11 protein-coding genes are annotated in these 16,798 nt (G+C 61.3%); all 11 read left to right on the top strand.

Annotated features, from left to right (window positions below; translation table 11 throughout):
• Positions 1-153: 153 nt before the first annotated feature.
• Positions 154-1,977, top strand: a complete 1,824-nt coding sequence (kdpA, locus tag ABHR63_RS02435) for a potassium-transporting ATPase subunit KdpA (protein WP_161145094.1) — start codon at positions 154-156, stop codon at positions 1,975-1,977.
• Positions 1,978-1,993: 16 nt separating this feature from the next.
• A complete protein-coding gene (gene kdpB, locus ABHR63_RS02430; RefSeq protein ID WP_161145093.1) occupies positions 1,994-4,048 on the top strand; it encodes a potassium-transporting ATPase subunit KdpB in 2,055 nt (684 codons plus the stop codon).
• A gap of 12 nt (positions 4,049-4,060) precedes the next feature.
• The gene (kdpC, locus tag ABHR63_RS02425) at positions 4,061-4,651 is read left to right on the top strand and encodes a potassium-transporting ATPase subunit KdpC (RefSeq protein ID WP_161145092.1); all 591 of its coding nucleotides are present in this window, start codon (positions 4,061-4,063) and stop codon (positions 4,649-4,651) included.
• A gap of 247 nt (positions 4,652-4,898) precedes the next feature.
• Positions 4,899-6,848: an FAD-dependent oxidoreductase gene (locus ABHR63_RS02420; protein ID WP_346964877.1), complete on the top strand. Its 1,950-nt coding sequence runs from the start codon at positions 4,899-4,901 to the stop codon at positions 6,846-6,848.
• A 383-nt stretch (positions 6,849-7,231) separates the two neighbouring features.
• Complete coding sequence (locus ABHR63_RS02415; protein WP_346964876.1) at positions 7,232-8,485, top strand: ATP-binding protein; 1,254 nt, start codon at positions 7,232-7,234, stop codon at positions 8,483-8,485.
• Positions 8,486-8,595: 110 nt separating this feature from the next.
• On the top strand, positions 8,596-9,288 hold the full coding sequence (locus tag ABHR63_RS02410) for a GntR family transcriptional regulator (protein ID WP_346964875.1): 693 nt from the start codon (positions 8,596-8,598) through the stop codon (positions 9,286-9,288).
• A 123-nt stretch (positions 9,289-9,411) separates the two neighbouring features.
• On the top strand, positions 9,412-10,434 hold the full coding sequence (locus tag ABHR63_RS02405) for a LacI family DNA-binding transcriptional regulator (RefSeq protein WP_346964874.1): 1,023 nt from the start codon (positions 9,412-9,414) through the stop codon (positions 10,432-10,434).
• A gap of 134 nt (positions 10,435-10,568) precedes the next feature.
• A complete protein-coding gene (locus ABHR63_RS02400; RefSeq protein ID WP_152067386.1) occupies positions 10,569-11,906 on the top strand; it encodes a glutamine synthetase family protein in 1,338 nt (445 codons plus the stop codon).
• 50 nt (positions 11,907-11,956) lie between these two features.
• Entirely contained in the window at positions 11,957-12,619 is a 663-nt protein-coding gene (locus ABHR63_RS02395) for a response regulator transcription factor (protein WP_022095077.1), read from the top strand.
• Positions 12,620-12,825: 206 nt separating this feature from the next.
• Positions 12,826-14,286, top strand: a complete 1,461-nt coding sequence (locus tag ABHR63_RS02390) for a S1C family serine protease (RefSeq protein ID WP_346964873.1) — start codon at positions 12,826-12,828, stop codon at positions 14,284-14,286.
• 248 nt (positions 14,287-14,534) lie between these two features.
• Positions 14,535-16,763, top strand: coding sequence for an NAD-dependent DNA ligase LigA (gene ligA / locus ABHR63_RS02385; protein ID WP_346964872.1), 2,229 nt, complete (start codon positions 14,535-14,537; stop codon positions 16,761-16,763).
• Positions 16,764-16,798: the final 35 nt, after the last annotated feature.

The raw sequence follows: 16,798 nt of genomic DNA, 5'->3' as shown, positions 1-16,798 counted from the left end.
GTCCCCAGACGCTTGCGAGGGCAGGCGTCCGAGACATCGGACCGCGTGTGAAAGGGGCGGTAAATGGACATCCTCATTCCCATCATCGGAGTCGTCTGCATTGGACTTCTTATCTATTACATCTACATTCTGATGAGGAGTGATTCGTAAACTATGGACGCTGCGATTCAGTACATCTTGTACTTTGCCGTACTCGTCGTCCTGGCCGTTCCGCTCGGTCGGTTCATGGCCCATATCATGGATGGTGAGCATACGTTCCTGTCGCCTGTGATTGCTCCTGTGGAGCGTGGCGTCTATCGTCTGCTTCGCATCGACGCGGCAGAACAGATGGGGTGTAGGCGCTATCTGGCGAGCGTGCTGGTCTTTTCGGGGATCGGCCTCGTGACTCTTGTGGCACTCCAGGCGCTTCAGTCCTTCTTGCCAGGCAATCCCCAGCACCTGCCGGGTGTGTCATGGGACCTGTCGTTCAATACGGCTGCTTCCTTCATAACCAACACCAACTGGCAGTCCTACTCCGGTGAGACCACCCTGTCCTACCTTGTGCAGTTCATGGGTCTCACTGTGCAGAACTTCGTTTCCGCTGGCACCGGTATCGCGGTCATGTTCGCGCTGATCCGCGGCTTCCGTCAGGTCAAGGAGCAGGGTCTGGGTTCCTTCTGGGTCGACCTCACCCGCACCGTCCTGTATGTGCTCATCCCGCTGAACCTCGTGTTCGGCATCTGCCTGGCTGCCGGTGGCGTCATCTCCAACTTCCAGCCAGCTCAGAAGGCTGAGCTCGTAGAACCCGTCGCTGTTCAGCCTAATGCAGACGGCGGCTGGAGCGTCATCGACGGCGCCCAGATTGAGGGCGACACGGTCAAGGTCGACGGCAAGGTTGTCGAGGGCGCGCGCGTGGTCACCGAGCAGTTCCTGCCCCAGGGTCCCGCAGCTCCTCAGGTCGCCATCAAGCAGTCCGGCACCAACGGCGGCGGCTTCTTCGGCGTGAACTCCGCCCATCCGTATGAGAACCCCAGTGCCTTCACCAACATCATCGAGATGACCAGCCTGCTGCTGATCCCGGCCGCCTGTTGCTTCGCCTTCGGTATCGGCGTCAAGAACACCAAGCAGGGCAAGGCCATCTTTGCCGCCATGTTCATCCTGCTGGTGATCTTCACCGGCATCATCGCCGTCAACGAGCATGCGAGCACCCCGCAGCTGGCCGATGGCGGAGCGGTCAATATCGAGATGACCGACGGCCAGGCCGGCGGCAACATGGAGGGCAAGGAGAGCCGTTTCGGTATCGCCTCCTCTTCTACCTGGTCCGCTTTCACGACGGCTGCTTCCAACGGCTCGGTTAACTCCATGCACGACTCCTACACCCCGCTGGGCGGTTTTGTCCAGATGCTCCAGATTGCTCTGGGCGAGGTCGTCTTCGGCGGCGTGGGCTGCGGCCTGTACGGCATGATCGGCTTCGCCATCCTCACAGTGTTCATCGCCGGCCTCATGGTCGGACGCACGCCTGAGTTCCTGGGCAAGAAGATCGAGCCGGGCGAGATGCGCTGGGCAGTTGTCCTGTGCTTGGCAACTCCGTTTGCCATTCTGGTGTGCTCGGCCATCGCCTGCATGGTGCCCGGTCTTGCCGACCAGCTCAACAATGGTGGCGCGCACGGCTTCTCCGAGGCGCTGTATGCCTTCACCTCATGCGGCGGCAACAACGGCTCGGCGTTTGCAGGCATGAACTGCAACATTCCCTGGATCAACGTCATGCTCGGCCTCGAGATGCTGTTCGCCCGCTTCATGCCCATCATCGGTACGCTGGCTATCGCCGGCTCGCTGGCCAAGAAGGGCAAGGTCGCCGAGAGCGCCGGTACCCTGTCTACCACCAACGGCATGTTCGTATTCCTGCTCGTGTTCATCGTTCTGCTGATCGGTGCCCTGAGCTTCTTCCCGGCCCTGGCGCTTGGCCCCGTTGCCGAGTTCTTCCAGATGATTGCGTAAAGGAGGGCGCAGATTTATGACTATGCAAAAAGACATGATGGGCCGCGCGGTCCGCGACTCGTTTGCCAAGCTGGATCCTCGCGTCCAGATTCAAAACCCGGTCATGTTCCTGGTGTGGCTTTCCGCCGTCATGACCTCCGTCCTGGCCGTCGCTTCCATTTTCGGTGTGCAGGACGCGGGTGTGCCCACCTACTATGTGGTCGCCATCGCGGTCATCCTGTGGCTTACCGACCTGTTCTCGAACTTCGCCGAGGCGCTTGCCGAGGGCCGCGGTAAGGCCCAGGCCGATTCCCTGCGTGCGGCCAAGAAGGATGTCGAGGCCCATCGCATCGAGTCCGTTGAGGACAAGGAGCACTTCACCGTCGTTCCCGGCACCGAGCTCACGCGCGGCGACCTGGTGATCGTACGCGCCGGCGAGCAGATTCCCGGCGACGGCGACGTCATCGAGGGCGCTGCTTCCGTTGACGAGTCCGCCATCACCGGCGAGTCCGCCCCCGTGGTCCGCGAGGCCGGCGGCGACCGCTCTGCCGTTACCGGCGGTACCACGGTGCTGTCCGACTGGATCATCGTCAAGATCTCCAGTGAGCCCGGCCAGAGCTTCCTGGACAAAATGATCGCGATGGTCGAGGGTGCCGCGCGCAAGAAGACCCCTAACGAGATCGCTCTGGAGATCTTCCTGGTGGCCCTCTCCATCGTCTTTATCCTGGTCACGCTGGCCCTGTATTGTTACTCCTGCTTCTCGGTCGGTCTTAACGACATGGACAACCCCACGGCCGTGACCACGCTCGTGGCGCTGCTCGTGTGCCTGGCTCCTACTACCATCGGCGCCCTTCTTTCCGCCATCGGCATCGCCGGCATGAGCCGTCTGAACGAGGCCAACGTGCTGGCCATGTCCGGCCGCGCCATCGAGGCCGCCGGCGACGTCGACATCCTCATGCTCGACAAGACCGGCACCATCACCCTGGGTAACCGCCAAGCCGCCGAGTTCATCCCGGTCGACGGCATCGATCCCGCGGAGCTGGCCGATGCCGCCCAGCTTTCCTCGCTGGCCGACGAGACCCCCGAAGGCCGTTCCATCGTCGTGCTCGCCAAGGAGCAGTTCGGTCTGCGCGGCCGCACACTCGAGGATAAGGGTATGGAGTTCATCCCCTTCACCGCGGCGACCCGCATGTCCGGTGTGAACTACGAGGGCAATGAGATCCGCAAGGGCGCTGCCGATTCCGTGCGCACCTATGTGGAGGCAGCCGGCGGCGTGTTCTCCCAGGAGTGCGACGAGGCCGTCGAGCGCATCGCCAAGGCCGGCGGCACCCCGCTGGTCGTGACCAAGAACTGCCGCGTGCTGGGCGTTGTGTACCTCAAGGACATCATCAAGTCCGGCGTTAAGGAGAAGTTCGCCGACCTGCGCAAGATGGGCATCAAGACCATCATGGTGACGGGCGACAACCCGCTCACCGCCGCGGCAATCGCCGCCGAGGCCGGCGTTGACGACTTCCTGGCCGAGGCCACCCCTGAGGGCAAGCTCGAGAAGATCCGCGAGTTCCAGCGTGAGGGCCACCTGGTCGCCATGACCGGCGACGGCACCAACGACGCGCCGGCGCTGGCGCAGGCGGATGTCGCCGTGGCCATGAACACGGGCACCCAGGCTGCCAAGGAGGCCGGCAATATGGTCGACCTCGACTCCAGCCCCACCAAGCTCATCGAGGTCGTGCGTATCGGCAAGCAGCTGCTCATGACCCGCGGTTCGCTCACGACCTTCTCGGTCGCCAACGACATGGCGAAGTACTTCGCTATCATCCCGGCCCTGTTCTCGCCGATCTACCCGGGCCTTGGCGCGCTCAACATCCTCGGTCTGGCAAGCCCGCTGTCCGCGGTTCTTTCGGCCATCATCTATAACGCGCTCGTTATCGTCGCGCTGATCCCGGCCGCGCTGAAGGGCGTTAAGTACCGCGAGGTGCCGTCCGGACAGCTGCTGATCCACAACCTGCTCGTGTGGGGTCTGGGCGGCATCGTTGCCCCGTTCGTATTCATCAAGCTCATCGACATGCTGCTCGCGTTCTGCGGCATTATGTAAGTGGAGGTTTGTATGTTCAAAGGTGTTGCATCGCGCGCACTGGGCGTGTTCGCGCTGTTTACCGTTGTCTGCGGCCTGGGCTATACGCTCGTCGTGACCGGCATCGCCCAGGTTGCGTTCCCGTATCAGGCGAACGGTTCGCTCATCAAGGTCGACGACAAGATCGTGGGCTCCGAGCTGATCGGCCAGAACTTCGAGGATGAGGACCACATGTGGGGCCGCATCCAGAACATGTCAATTGTCGAAGGCGAAGACGGCGAGCTCATGGCGTACGGTGCCCCGTCCAACCTGTCCCCGGCGAGTGAGGAGTACCGGCAGCTTGTGGACGCGCGCGTCGAGAAGATTCGCGCCGCCAACCCCGATGCCGATATGGACGCCGTACCCGTCGACCTGGTGACGTGTTCGGGGTCCGGCCTCGACCCGGAGATCTCTCCGGATGCCGCCGAGTACCAGGTCCCGCGCCTTGCCAAGGCCACGGGCAAAAGTGAGGACGAGGTGCGCGACATCATCGCCGCGTGCACCAAGGGCCGTTTCCTCGGCGTGTTCGGCGAGCCCACGGTCAACGTGCTCAAGGTGAACCTTATGCTGGACGGCGCGCTGTAGGTGAGGGAGTGGCGGATGAGGGCATGACTGACTATCTGAGCCCTCAATTCCACCCCGCCCATCAGTTGCGGTGAAATACGGACTGTTTTGGCTGTTAAAAGCCTCATCTACTCCGTATTCCACCGCAACTTTTTTTGAGGGTCGGGATTGAAGGTGGGGAGTGCGAGCGAGCGCGAATGCGGCGGGTACTGATACGATAGGGGTGTCTGCAAGTGCCGCCGAGCGGCTTAAACGAAAGGAAGCCTGTATGGAGTCATCCGCCTACCCGATGCTCTTTAGCCCGATCAAGGTCGGTACGACCGAGGTCAAGAACCGCGTCTTTATGCCGCCGGTATCCACGAACCTGGCCGATCATGGCTATGTGACCGACGACTTGGTCGATCATTATCGTGCCCGTGCCAAGGGCGGCGTTGGCCTCATCATTACCGAGGTCGTGACGGTCGAGCCCACCTATACCTATCTGCCGGGTGACATGTGCTGCTACGACGACACGTTTATCCCCGGTTGGGAAAAGCTCGCCGCGGCCGTCCACGAGTACGGCTGCAAGATCATGCCGCAGCTCTTCCACCCCGCCTACATGGCCTTTAACATTCCGGGCACGCCGCGCCTGATCGCTCCGTCCTTCGTGGGACCGTCCTATGCCCGCGAGGCACCGCGTCCTATCACGGTCGATGAGATTCACGAGCTCACGCATCAGTTTGGCGACGCAGCCGTGCGTATGCAGAAGGCTGGCGTCGATGGCGTCGAGGTCCATGCGGCGCACGCCCACGGCATGCTCGGCGGCTTTTTGACCCCGCTCTACAACAAGCGTACCGATGAGTACGGCGGCTCGCTCGACGCTCGCATGCGCTTCCTGCTCGAGGTCATTGCCGAGATTCGCGAGCGCTGCGGCAAGGACTTTATCATCGACGTCCGCATCTCGGGCGATGAGTACACCGATGGCGGCCTGACCCTCAACGACATGGTCTACGTTTCACGTCGCCTGGAGAAGGCCGGCGTCGACATGATTCACGTGTCGGGCGGTACCACCATCAAGCGCGGCTCCGCGATTCCCGCCGCCGGTACGCAGCAGGCCTCGCACGCCGCCTGCTCGCGCGAGATTAAGAAGCACGTCAACATTCCTGTCGCCACGGTCGGTCGCATCAACGAGGCCTGGATTGCCGAGGAGCTGATCGAGGACGGCGCCGCCGACATCTGCATGATGGGCCGCGCCAATCTGTGCGATGCCGAGTTCTGCAACAAGGCCGCTGCCGGCAACGCCGACGACATCCGCCCCTGCATTGGCTGCCTGCGCTGCCTGAACGGCATTATGTTTGGCAAGCGCATCTCCTGCACTGTCAACCCGGACGTGGAGCGCGACGAGGCTGGCTACGAGCCTGCCGCCGAGGCTAAGAACGTGCTGGTTGTGGGTGCCGGTCCTGCGGGCATGGAGGCAGCCTACATTGCCGCCAAGCGCGGCCACAACGTGGTGCTCGTGGATAAGCAGGACGAGCCGGGCGGCGAGATGCGCATCGCGGCTGTTCCGCCGGCAAAGCAGGAACTCACCCGCGTGATCAAGTACCAGTATCGCCGTCTTGCTGAGGCGGGCGTGAAGTGCGTATTTGGCACCGAGCTTTCGGCCGAGGACATTCAGCGCGACTACGCAGGTTACGAGGTTGTCCTGGCTTATGGCGCCGAGCCCATCGCTCCGGCCTTCATGCAGGGCTTTAAGCAAGTTATGACAGCTGACGACCTGCTGGGTGGCAAGGCTTTCCCGGGCAAGAAGATCGTCATCGTGGGCGGCGGCACCGTCGGTTGCGAGACGGCCGATTACCTGGCCCCGCTGGTCAACGACCTCTCGCCGGCCAATCGCGATGTCACCGTTATCGAGATGACCAAGACGCTCGCCGCCAACGAGGGCGGCGCCGGTCGCGCGGTGCTCATCACGCGCATGCTCTCCAAGGGCGTTCACGTGCTGACCGAGGCCAAGGTGACCGAGATCACCGAGGACACCATCAGTTACGAGAAGGACGGCGAGGTCCGCACCATCACCGGTGCCGATACGCTGGTGCTTGCCATGGGCTATCGTCCCAATACCAAGCTGGCCGACGACCTTGCCGCTGCTGGCGTTGCTGCCCATGTACTGGGCGATGCCCAGAAGTGCGGCAACATCCGCGACGCCATCGGCGACGGCTACAAGATTGCCTGCGAGCTCTAGTCAACCCCTTGGTGCGTGGGGGACAGGTTGGTTTGCACCAAGTTGGTGCATGTAAACCTGACCCCATTGACGAGGTTGCCGCCATCCCAGGGCGGCTTCATGGAGTAGCGTCCGTACGCATCGAATTTCTTCTCTCATAGATGTGCGGCACAAAGAGCCCCGAGTTCATACGAGCTCGGGGCTCTTTTCGTTTGGATTGCAGACGTATTGACAGACGAAAACAGTCTGCGTCCGGTATTGAGCCATACGAAAGCGAAATTATGCGTCTTAATTCCGTACGCAAATCAAGACGAAAACCGTTTGCGTCTTCTATAAATCAGTACGCAAACGGTTTTCGTCTTATAATACGGTTATGAATGGTACGAAACGAGGGGGTTGTGCATATGGTTGTTAGAGAGAGCCCTACAGTCGAATACAAGGAAAGCGTTACGCCGACGTTTCTTAAAACGGTGAGCGCCTATGCAAACTACGGGACGGGCAAGATTGAGTTTGGCGTTGATGACGAGGGTGTGGCTGTCGGCCTTGCGGATCCGGTTGCAGAATGCCTGCGCATCGAGAACATGATTAACGACAGTCTTGATCCCGCACCCCGTTATTCGCTTGAGCCCGATGAGAAACACGGGATCGTAATCCTTACGGTTTATGAGGGGCAGGACAAACCCTATCGAAGCAAGGGAAAGGCCTACAGACGAAACGATTCGGCAACGGTGGAGGTCGACCGGTTTGAGTATGGCAGGCTGACGCTCGAAGGCAGCAACGTAACGTTCGACGCGCTCACGTCGGCTCGCCAGGACTTGAGCTTTCATACGCTCGAGCATAAGTGTGTTGAACACCTCGGCATTTCCGAGCTAACGTCGGATATCTTGCGTACGCTCCGCTTGCTCGGCAAGGATGGCTATACCAATGCCGCGGCGATTTTAGCGGATAAGAATGATTTTCCGGGCATCGACTGCGTCCGTTTTGGCGATACCGAGGATGTGATCTTGGATCGCGAGACGGCGACAAATGTATCCGCACTTGAGCAGGTGGACAGGGCGGTAGCTATGTTTGCACGCTACTACCGTTATGAGCGTATCGAAGGGATGGAGCGCGTCCAAACCGATCGAATTCCTCTCGAGGCGTTTCGCGAAGCTGTCGCAAACGCTTTGGTGCATCGGACGTGGGACGTTCGAGCGAACGTTCAAATTGCCCTGTACGATGATCGTGTCGTTGTGACCTCCCCCGGATCGCTGCCCGCCGGTTTGACGACGGAACAATACCTGTATGGGCAGATATCCGTGCTCAGAAACCCCATCGTTGCAGAGGCCTTTTTAAAGCTGGATTACATCGAGAAATTTGGTACGGGAATCGCGCGCATTAGACGCGCCTATCGCGATTCGATCAATCAACCAATTTTTGATGTTCGCGGCGGCATGGTGGCCGTCACATTGCCCGTTACCGATGCCTTTGAAGGGTCCGAGGAAGAGGTCCGGGTTCTCAAGGCCTTGTCGGGCGGGCGAATTATGTCGCGAAGCGAGATTGAAAAACAGACGGGGCTGAGCCGCATGCGGACGTTGGCGGCACTCGAATCTCTGCTTGAACGGAATGCAATCGTAAGGCAGGGAACCGGGCGGGCCACGAAATACGAGCGCTCATAGGGGACCAAAAGAGCCCCGACCCAAAAAGACTGATTGGGAGCTGGGGCGTGTCGATGCGATAGTATTACGTGGTGAAATTCGACAAACCGTGAGCTTCATCCGAGGGCTTTATGGAACAACACCAGCATAATCAGAGCCTGCAAGATCAGGCATACACCGCATTGCGCTCCAAGATCATCTATGCCGAGCTCAGGCCCGGCACGCGTCTTTCGGCGATTGGTCTGGAAAAGGAGACGGGAATCGGGCGCACGCCCATTCGCGAGTCCTTTGTGCGCCTGCGTGAGCAGGAGCTGGTGGAAACGCGTCCCAAAAGCGGCACCTATGTCTCAAAAATCAGCATGGAGCGCGCCGAGAACGCCTGTTTCTTGCGCGAAAAACTCGAGAGAAGCGTGCTCATTAAATGCTGCTCTGCCGCCACACCCGAGCAGAAGTGTCGGCTCGAGCAGATTCTTGCCGAGTCCGAGTCGCTCGACCATAGCGAGACGCGTCGTTTCTTTGACCTGGACAACCTGTTCCATGAGACGTGTTTTGAGATTGCCGGTCGTCACATGTTGTGGGATTGGATGAAGAGCATCAACACACATTTTGAGCGATACAACTGGTTGCGTATGGTGTCGCAGGACCTGGATTGGGAGCCGATTCGTCGGCAGCATCGCCGGATTCTCGAGGCCATTAAGAGGGGCGATACCGACACGGCGAGCTATCTGGCAGAGACGCACTTGCACCTGATGCCCGAAGAGCAGGGCCCGGTTATCGCCTTGCATCCCGACTACTTTGAGCTGCCTAAAGACTCGTCTATCTAGCCCATCATCGCATCTGCTCGAGACGCAAAAACGATGCGGCTCACCTACAGCGTTTTGCAACCGAGATTTTTAAAAAAGCCTAAAATGGCTCAGACCGCCGACAATTGGGAAACGGGGTGCGCTATGGCGCAGATGAGAATTAAGGACATTGCCGCCGAGGCGAGCGTGAGCCCAGCCACGGTCTCGCGCTATCTCAACAACCGCCCCGGGCAAATGACCGAGGAAACCCGTGCTCGCATCGCGGCGGTTATCGAGCGCACCGGCTATCGCCCGCGTGCCGCCGCGCGCAATCTGCGCAGCTCGCGCACCAACCTCATCGGCGTGATCTTGGCCGACATCGCCAACCCGTTCTCCAGCGCTATGCTCGAAGGGCTTTCCGCCAGTGCCGCCGCGCGCGGCTGCTCGCTTATGACGGCCATTAGCGGCAACGACCCCGCCAAGGAGGCAGAGTCGCTCACCAGACTTATCGATGCCAGCGTGGACGGCCTGGTCGTCAACACGTGCGGAGGCAATGACGAGGCGATCGCCGCGGCAGCGGGACGACTGCCCGTTGTACTGCTCGACCGCGATGTTGCCGACGGCGGCATCGATCTGGTGACGTCCAACAACCGCGAGCTGGTCGCCGGCTTGGTAGACGCCTTGGTTGCCGCTGGCAGCGAGCGCCTGTGCCTGCTCATCGAGGCAAGCGACGACAGCCCCGTCCATCGCGAGCGCGCCGAGGCCTTTGTCGACGAGCTTTCGCACCGCGGCCTTGCCGGCGAGGTTATCACCTTGGCCGATGGCGGTACCACGGGCGTCGGCTGCTTGGATGAGACCATCCGCGGCTATGCAGGCAAAAAGCTCGGCCTTATCGCCGTTAACGGCCTGGTTTTCCTGCGTCTGACCGAGGCGCTAGCACAGCTGGGGCCCTCGTTGCCGGCTGGCCTCAAGATCGCGACGTTTGACGACTACCCCTGGAACCATGTGCTCTTTGGCGGCGTGACCACGGCCGCGCAGGACACCCTCACCATTGCCGAGCGTGTGGTCGAGCGCCTGTCCGAGCGCATCGATGTTGTTACCACCACCGTGGGCGAGGCCGCAAAGCTCGCCCCTAAGCGCATCGAGATCCCCGGCCACATCGAACACCGCGCCTCGACTTCGCGCTAGCCGCTCGTTCGCAACCGCCTGTTCGCACACGTTTTTTGAGCGCTTGATACGCTTTAACCCTGCGGAAACATTTTTCTGCGATAGTATCTGCGATATAGACCAGTCGAAACCCGCCCGAAAGAAAGGGGAGCGACATGAACCAGCAGAACATCGATTACGTACTCCGCTCCGTAGAGCAGCGTGACATCCGCTTTGTGCGTCTGTGGTTTGTCGACATTCTCGGCCGCCTCAAGAACTTTGCCATTAGCCCCGAGGACCTCGAGGTCGCTTTTGAGGAGGGTATTGGCTTTGACGGCTCCGCCATCGAGGGCTTTGCCACGCCCGAGGAAGCCGACATGCTCGCATTCCCCGATGCTTCGACCTTCCAGATCCTGCCGTGGCGCCCGAGCCACAACGGCGTCGCCCGCGTGTTCTGCGACGTGTGCACCCCCGACCGCAAGCCGTTTGCCGGCGATCCGCGCGATGCCCTGCGCCGCATGTTCCGCAAGGCCGAGAAAGCTGGCTATCTGCTCAACGTGGGTGCCGAGCTGGAGTATTACTACTTCCCCGACGAGCACACCCCCGAGCCGCTCGACAACGTGGGCTACTTCGATCTTTCGGTGAGCGATGCCGCTCGCGACCTGCGTCGTAACACGGTCCTCACGCTCGAGAAGATGTCCGTGCCCGTGGAGTACACCTTCCACGCCGCCGGCCGCTCGCAGCACGGCATGAGCCTGCGCCACGCCGAGGCCCTGAGCATGTCCGACGCCATCACCACGGCCAAGCTCATCATTAAGCAGCAAGCCTACGAGAGCGGTTGCCACGCCTCCTTTATGCCCAAGCCGTTGGCGGGCGAGGACGGCAGCGCCATGTTTTTGCATCAGTCGCTGTTCGACCACGACGGTAACAACGTCTTTTGGGGCGAGGACGACGAGAAGTACCACCTCTCCGATATCGCCAAGCACTACATGGCCGGCATCCTGGCGCACGCGCGCGAGATCAGCGCCATCACCAACCCCACGGTCAACTCCTACAAGCGCATTACTACCGGCGGCGACTCCGTGCCGCAGTACGCCACGTGGGGCCTGCGCAACCGCGCGAGTATGGTCCGCATCCCGGTCTACAAGCCCGGCAAGCAGCTGTCCACGCGCATCGAGCTTCGTAGCCCCGACCCCATGGCCAACCCGTACCTGGTCAACGCCGTCACGCTGGCGGCTGGTCTCGACGGCATCGAGCGCAAGCTGGAACTCCCGCCCGAGGCCACGGCCGAGACGCTCAAGCTTACCGACCGTCAGATGGTCGAGGCCGGCTACACGCCGCTGCCGCGCTCGCTCAAAGAGGCGCTCGACGTGTTTGAGGACTCGCAGTTTATGAAGGATGCCCTCGGCGAGCATATCCATAGCTTCTTCCTCAAAAAGAAGCGCGACGAGTGGCATAAGTTTGAGTCTACGATCACCGAGTGGGAGATCAAGCACTACCTGGCGAACTCCTAATCGCGCTGGCTTGTTCCAGTACGATTGAGCTCATTTCTTTGGAGGCCGATATGTCCGAAAAGAGTGCCCTGTTCATGGCGCGCACGACGCGCTTCCACGAGTTTGCCCGCAGCTTGACGACCACCCTGGGTGTCGAGGTGAGCCTGGCTACTCCCGATTCGCCGACTGCAGCGCACGACTTTGACCTGCTGATCCTCGATTCCGATGGCATTCGCAGTGACCGCATCGATCAGATTGCCAAGTGGCTTGACGATCGCGGCGGCGTCCCCATGTTGGTGATCGTCGACGATGAGGCGCTCGGCACCCTGCGCCTGCCCAATCACGCGCATGCCGACTTTGTGTGCCCCACGGCGACGCCCAACGAGCTCAAGGCTCGCGCGCAGCGCTTGATGGGCGAGGAGGAAACCGTTACCGCCGACGATGTGCTCAACATCGATAACCTCGAGATCAACCTGGCCACCTACCAGGTGACGCTCGACGATGAGCCCATCGACCTGACGCTGATGGAGTACTCGCTGCTGAGCTTTTTGGCGACGCACCCCAACCGCGCCTACAGCCGCGAGGTGCTGCTGCACCGCGTGTGGGGCTTTGAGTACTGCGGCGGCACGCGCACCGTCGACGTGCACATCCGACGCATCCGCTCCAAGGTGGGCCCGCAGATCGCAGCACACATCACCACCGTCCGCGGCGTGGGCTATCTATTTAAGGACTAGATTTCCACCACAAAGGGGACAGGCACCTTTGTGGTGGTTTTGCCGTAGGCCGGGTCCTTTCGGGCCTGCAACAGAACTTAAGCCTTCCTAAAAGATTGCGTTCTCATACACGTTCGCCCGCATATTGGGGTACAACTCAACGTGAACAATGATGGCCCGCCACATGTTTGGCGGGCCTTTGGTTATTAGACGAAAGGATCGCAGCCATGAGCGAGAACGATTCCCAGCGTCCTCAGGATGCGGGCAACGCTGGCGAGACCCAGCAGCAGCCGCGTGTGCAGGTGGAGTCGACGCCTGCCGGCAGTAACATTCCCTACGTGCAGGCTTACGATACACAGACCGGCAAGCCGCTGGGCAGCCAGCAGGTTGTAAACAAGCACACAGTGGTCAAGACTAAGACCAAAAAGCTGCCGATCTTTATTACGGCACTCGCCGGCTGTGCCTGCGGCGCCCTGTTGGTCATCGCACTCATTATGAGTGGCACGCTCGATATCGGCGGCGGCAGGAACGCCGTGACGGCGGGTGCTTCGGGTTCATCGACGCAAAAGATCACCATCGACTCCGAGGACACCACGCTGGCCGAGGCCGTCTCTGCCAAGGCCCTGCCCTCCGTTGTTTCCATCACCGCTACTTCGAGCGGTAGCCAGAATGGCTCGCTTTCGCAGTCTGCCGACGAGTCGGATGGTTCGGGCAGCGTCGGTTCGGGCGTTGTGCTCGATACCGAGGGCCACATCCTCACCAACAACCACGTGGTTGATGGCTATGATCAGTACGTGGTGACCATGGATGACGGCACCACCTACGAGGCCGAGTTCGTGGGCAACGATGCCTCGAGCGACCTGGCCGTCATCAAGCTCAAGGATGCAGACGCCTCCAAGCTTACGCCGATCGAGATCGGCGATTCCTCCAAGCTCAACGTGGGCGAGTGGGTCATGGCGATCGGCTCGCCGTTCGGCAACGAGCAGTCTGTCTCCACGGGTATCGTGTCGGCGCTGTATCGCTCCACGGCCATGAGCTCTACCAGCGGTAACACTATCTACGCCAACATGATCCAGACCGATGCCGCCATCAACCCGGGCAACTCCGGCGGCGCGCTCGTCAACGACAATGGCGAGCTGGTGGGTATCAACTCGCTCATCGAGAGCTACTCGGGCTCCAGCTCGGGCGTGGGTTTTGCCATTCCGGTTAACTACGCCAAGAACATTGCCGACCAGATCATCGACGGCAAGACGCCGGTGCATCCATACATGGGCGCTACGCTTTCGAGCGTCAATGCGCTCAACGCCCGCACCAACAAGCTGAGCACAGACAGCGGCGCGTATGTGGCGAGCGTCGTTGAGGACGGTCCTGCCGCTAAGGCCGGCATTCAGGAGGGCGACGTCATCACTAAGCTGGGCGACGACGAGATCACGAGCGCCGATGGCCTGATCATCGCGCTGCGCAGCCACGAGGTGGGCGAGAAGGTCGAGATCACGCTCATGCGCGGTAAGGACGAGAAGAAGGTCACGGTTGAGTTGGGCTCTGACGAGGAGCTGCAGAGCCAGCAGCAGGACGACAGCGCGACTGACACCGGCAACGGCGGCATCACCGACGAGCAGTTGCGCCAGTACCTGGAGGAGCTGTTGGGCCAGCAGGGCCAGGGTCAAGGCTACGGTCAGGGTTTCTAACGATCCGTTTCGCACATATCGAGGCCAGAGGGGCTGTCCCATCAACGTGGGACAGCCCCTCTTTTCTTATTGATCCGTTGGGGACGGAGGAAAACGGATCATTTAGAGTTGATAAGAGCATGGTTGGATCGCGCGATCCACCCCGGTCTAGCGGCTGCCGATTCGGTGCGGTTTGAGACCGCTATTCGGCCCCGTTGCGACCGGTGGTACTCTTGTATCCGTTTGAAATCGAGCGAAGGAGTGCCGCTATGGAGCAATCGAGCCTGTTTGGTGACGGCGTGGACATCGATACCGAAACGCCCACGACCGCGGAAGCCACCGCACCGACCGACGCCCGTGCCCAGGCGGCAGCGCGCGCGGCCGAGCTGCGCCATGAGCTCGATTACCACGCCTATCGCTACTATATGCTCGATGCGCCTGAGATCACGGACGCCGCCTTTGACAAAATGCTCGTTGAGCTGCAGGAAATCGAGGCGACCTATCCCGACCTGGTGACGTCCGACAGCTATACCCAGCGCGTGGGCGGCTACGTGAGCGAGCAGTTTACGCCGGTCACGCATATGGCGCGCATGTATTCCATGGACGATGCCATGGATCTGGACGAACTCGACGCATGGCTCCAGCGCGCCGAGGATGCGCTCGGTGCTGGCAGCGTCACCTATACCTGCGAGCTTAAGATCGACGGCCTGGGCGTGGCACTTACCTACCAAAACGGCACCTTCGTACGCGCGGCCACACGTGGCGATGGCACCACGGGCGAGGACGTGTCGCTCAACGTCCGTACCATCAAGGATGTGCCCATGCACCTGTCCGAGCCGGCGCTCGCCCACATGGGCGCCGACCGCGAGCGCGCCATCGAGGTGCGCGGCGAGGTCTACATGCCTAAGGGCAGCTTTGTTCGTCTGAATGAAGAGGCCGATGCCGAGGGGCGCGACCCCTTCGCCAACCCGCGCAACGCTGCCGCCGGCAGCCTGCGTCAGAAGGATCCCAAGGTCACGGCGCGCCGCGACCTAGCCACCTTTATCTACGCCATCGCCGATACCGATCCGCTGCACGTTCACAGCCAGCGCGAATTTCTCGACTGGCTGCGCAACGCCGGCTTTAGCGTCAACCCCAACGTGGCTCGTTGCGCCACGCCGGCCGAGGTTCACGAGTTCTGTGCCCAGGCCCTCGAGCACCGCGGCGATCTCGATTACGACATCGACGGCGTGGTCGTAAAGGTGGACAGCTTCCAGCAGCAACTCGACCTGGGCTTTACCGCCCGCGCGCCGCGCTGGGCCATTGCCTTTAAGTTTCCGCCCGAGGAAAAGCAGACCATCCTACGCGAAATCCGTATCCAGGTGGGTCGCACCGGTGTGCTCACGCCGGTCGCCGAGTTCGACCCGGTGACAGTCGCCGGCTCCACCATCGCGCGCGCCACGCTGCACAACATCGACGAGATCCGTCGCAAAAACGTGCGCGAGGGCGACACCATCATCGTGCACAAGGCGGGCGACGTGATTCCCGAGGTCGTGGGCCCGGTGCTCGACAAGCGTCCGGCCGATTCGGTCGACTGGCGTATGCCCGAGGTTTGCCCCGTGTGCGGCAGCCCCGTGGTCCACGAGGATGGCGAGGTGGCCTACCGCTGCGTGTCCATCGACTGCCCCGCGCAGCTCAAGGAGCGCCTGCTCCACTGGGTGAGCCGCGGCTGCATGGACGTCGACGGCCTGGGCGACGAGATCGTCGACAAGATGATCGCCGCCGGCCTGATCCACGATGTCGCGGACTTCTACCAGCTCACGGTCGACGACATCGCAGGCCTGGACACGGGGCGCACCTATGCTAGCTCCAACAGCAAAAAAGGCGTCAAGAAGGGCGATCCCATCCCGGTGGGCCTCAAGACGGCCGAGAAAATCATCGCCGAGCTCAACAAGTCCAAGAGCCAGCCGCTCGGTCGCGTGCTGTTTGCCCTGGGTATCCGCCACGTGGGCAAGAGCGTGGGCGAGGTCATCGCTGAGCGATTCCTGTCGATTGACAAGCTCATTTTGGCGAGCGAAGAGGACATCGCCGAGTGCGAGGGCATCGGTCCCAAGATTGCGGCGAGCGTCAAGCAGTTCCTGGCCGTGCCCGAGAACCTTGCCGTGCTGGAACGTCTGCGTCAGGCGGGCCTTTCGCTCGAGGTCGACTTGGGCGCTGCGCACGCGCAAGCCGCAGCCGACGCTGGCGTGGCGGGCGAGCTCGCCGACGCACAGCCACTCGCGGGTCTGACCTTCGTGCTGACAGGCACGCTCGTCAACCGCACCCGCGACGAGGCGGGCGCGGCGCTCAAGGTGCTTGGTGCCAAGGTCTCGGGCAGTGTTTCAAAGAAGACGAGCTATCTGGTCGCCGGCCCCAAAGCGGGCTCCAAGCTCACCAAGGCCGAGCAGCTGGGTGTGCCCGTGCTGGACGAGGATGCACTCGAGCAGATCTTGGCTACTGGTGAGGTGCCCCAGGCTTAGGACATCGATAATCAAATTAGAAAACCTCCCGGAAA

Origin of the sequence: Collinsella aerofaciens, assembly GCF_039752775.1 — a bacterium.
In the GTDB taxonomy this organism is placed as follows: domain Bacteria; phylum Actinomycetota; class Coriobacteriia; order Coriobacteriales; family Coriobacteriaceae; genus Collinsella; species Collinsella aerofaciens_R.
This window is presented reverse-complemented; position numbering and strand designations above follow the sequence as displayed.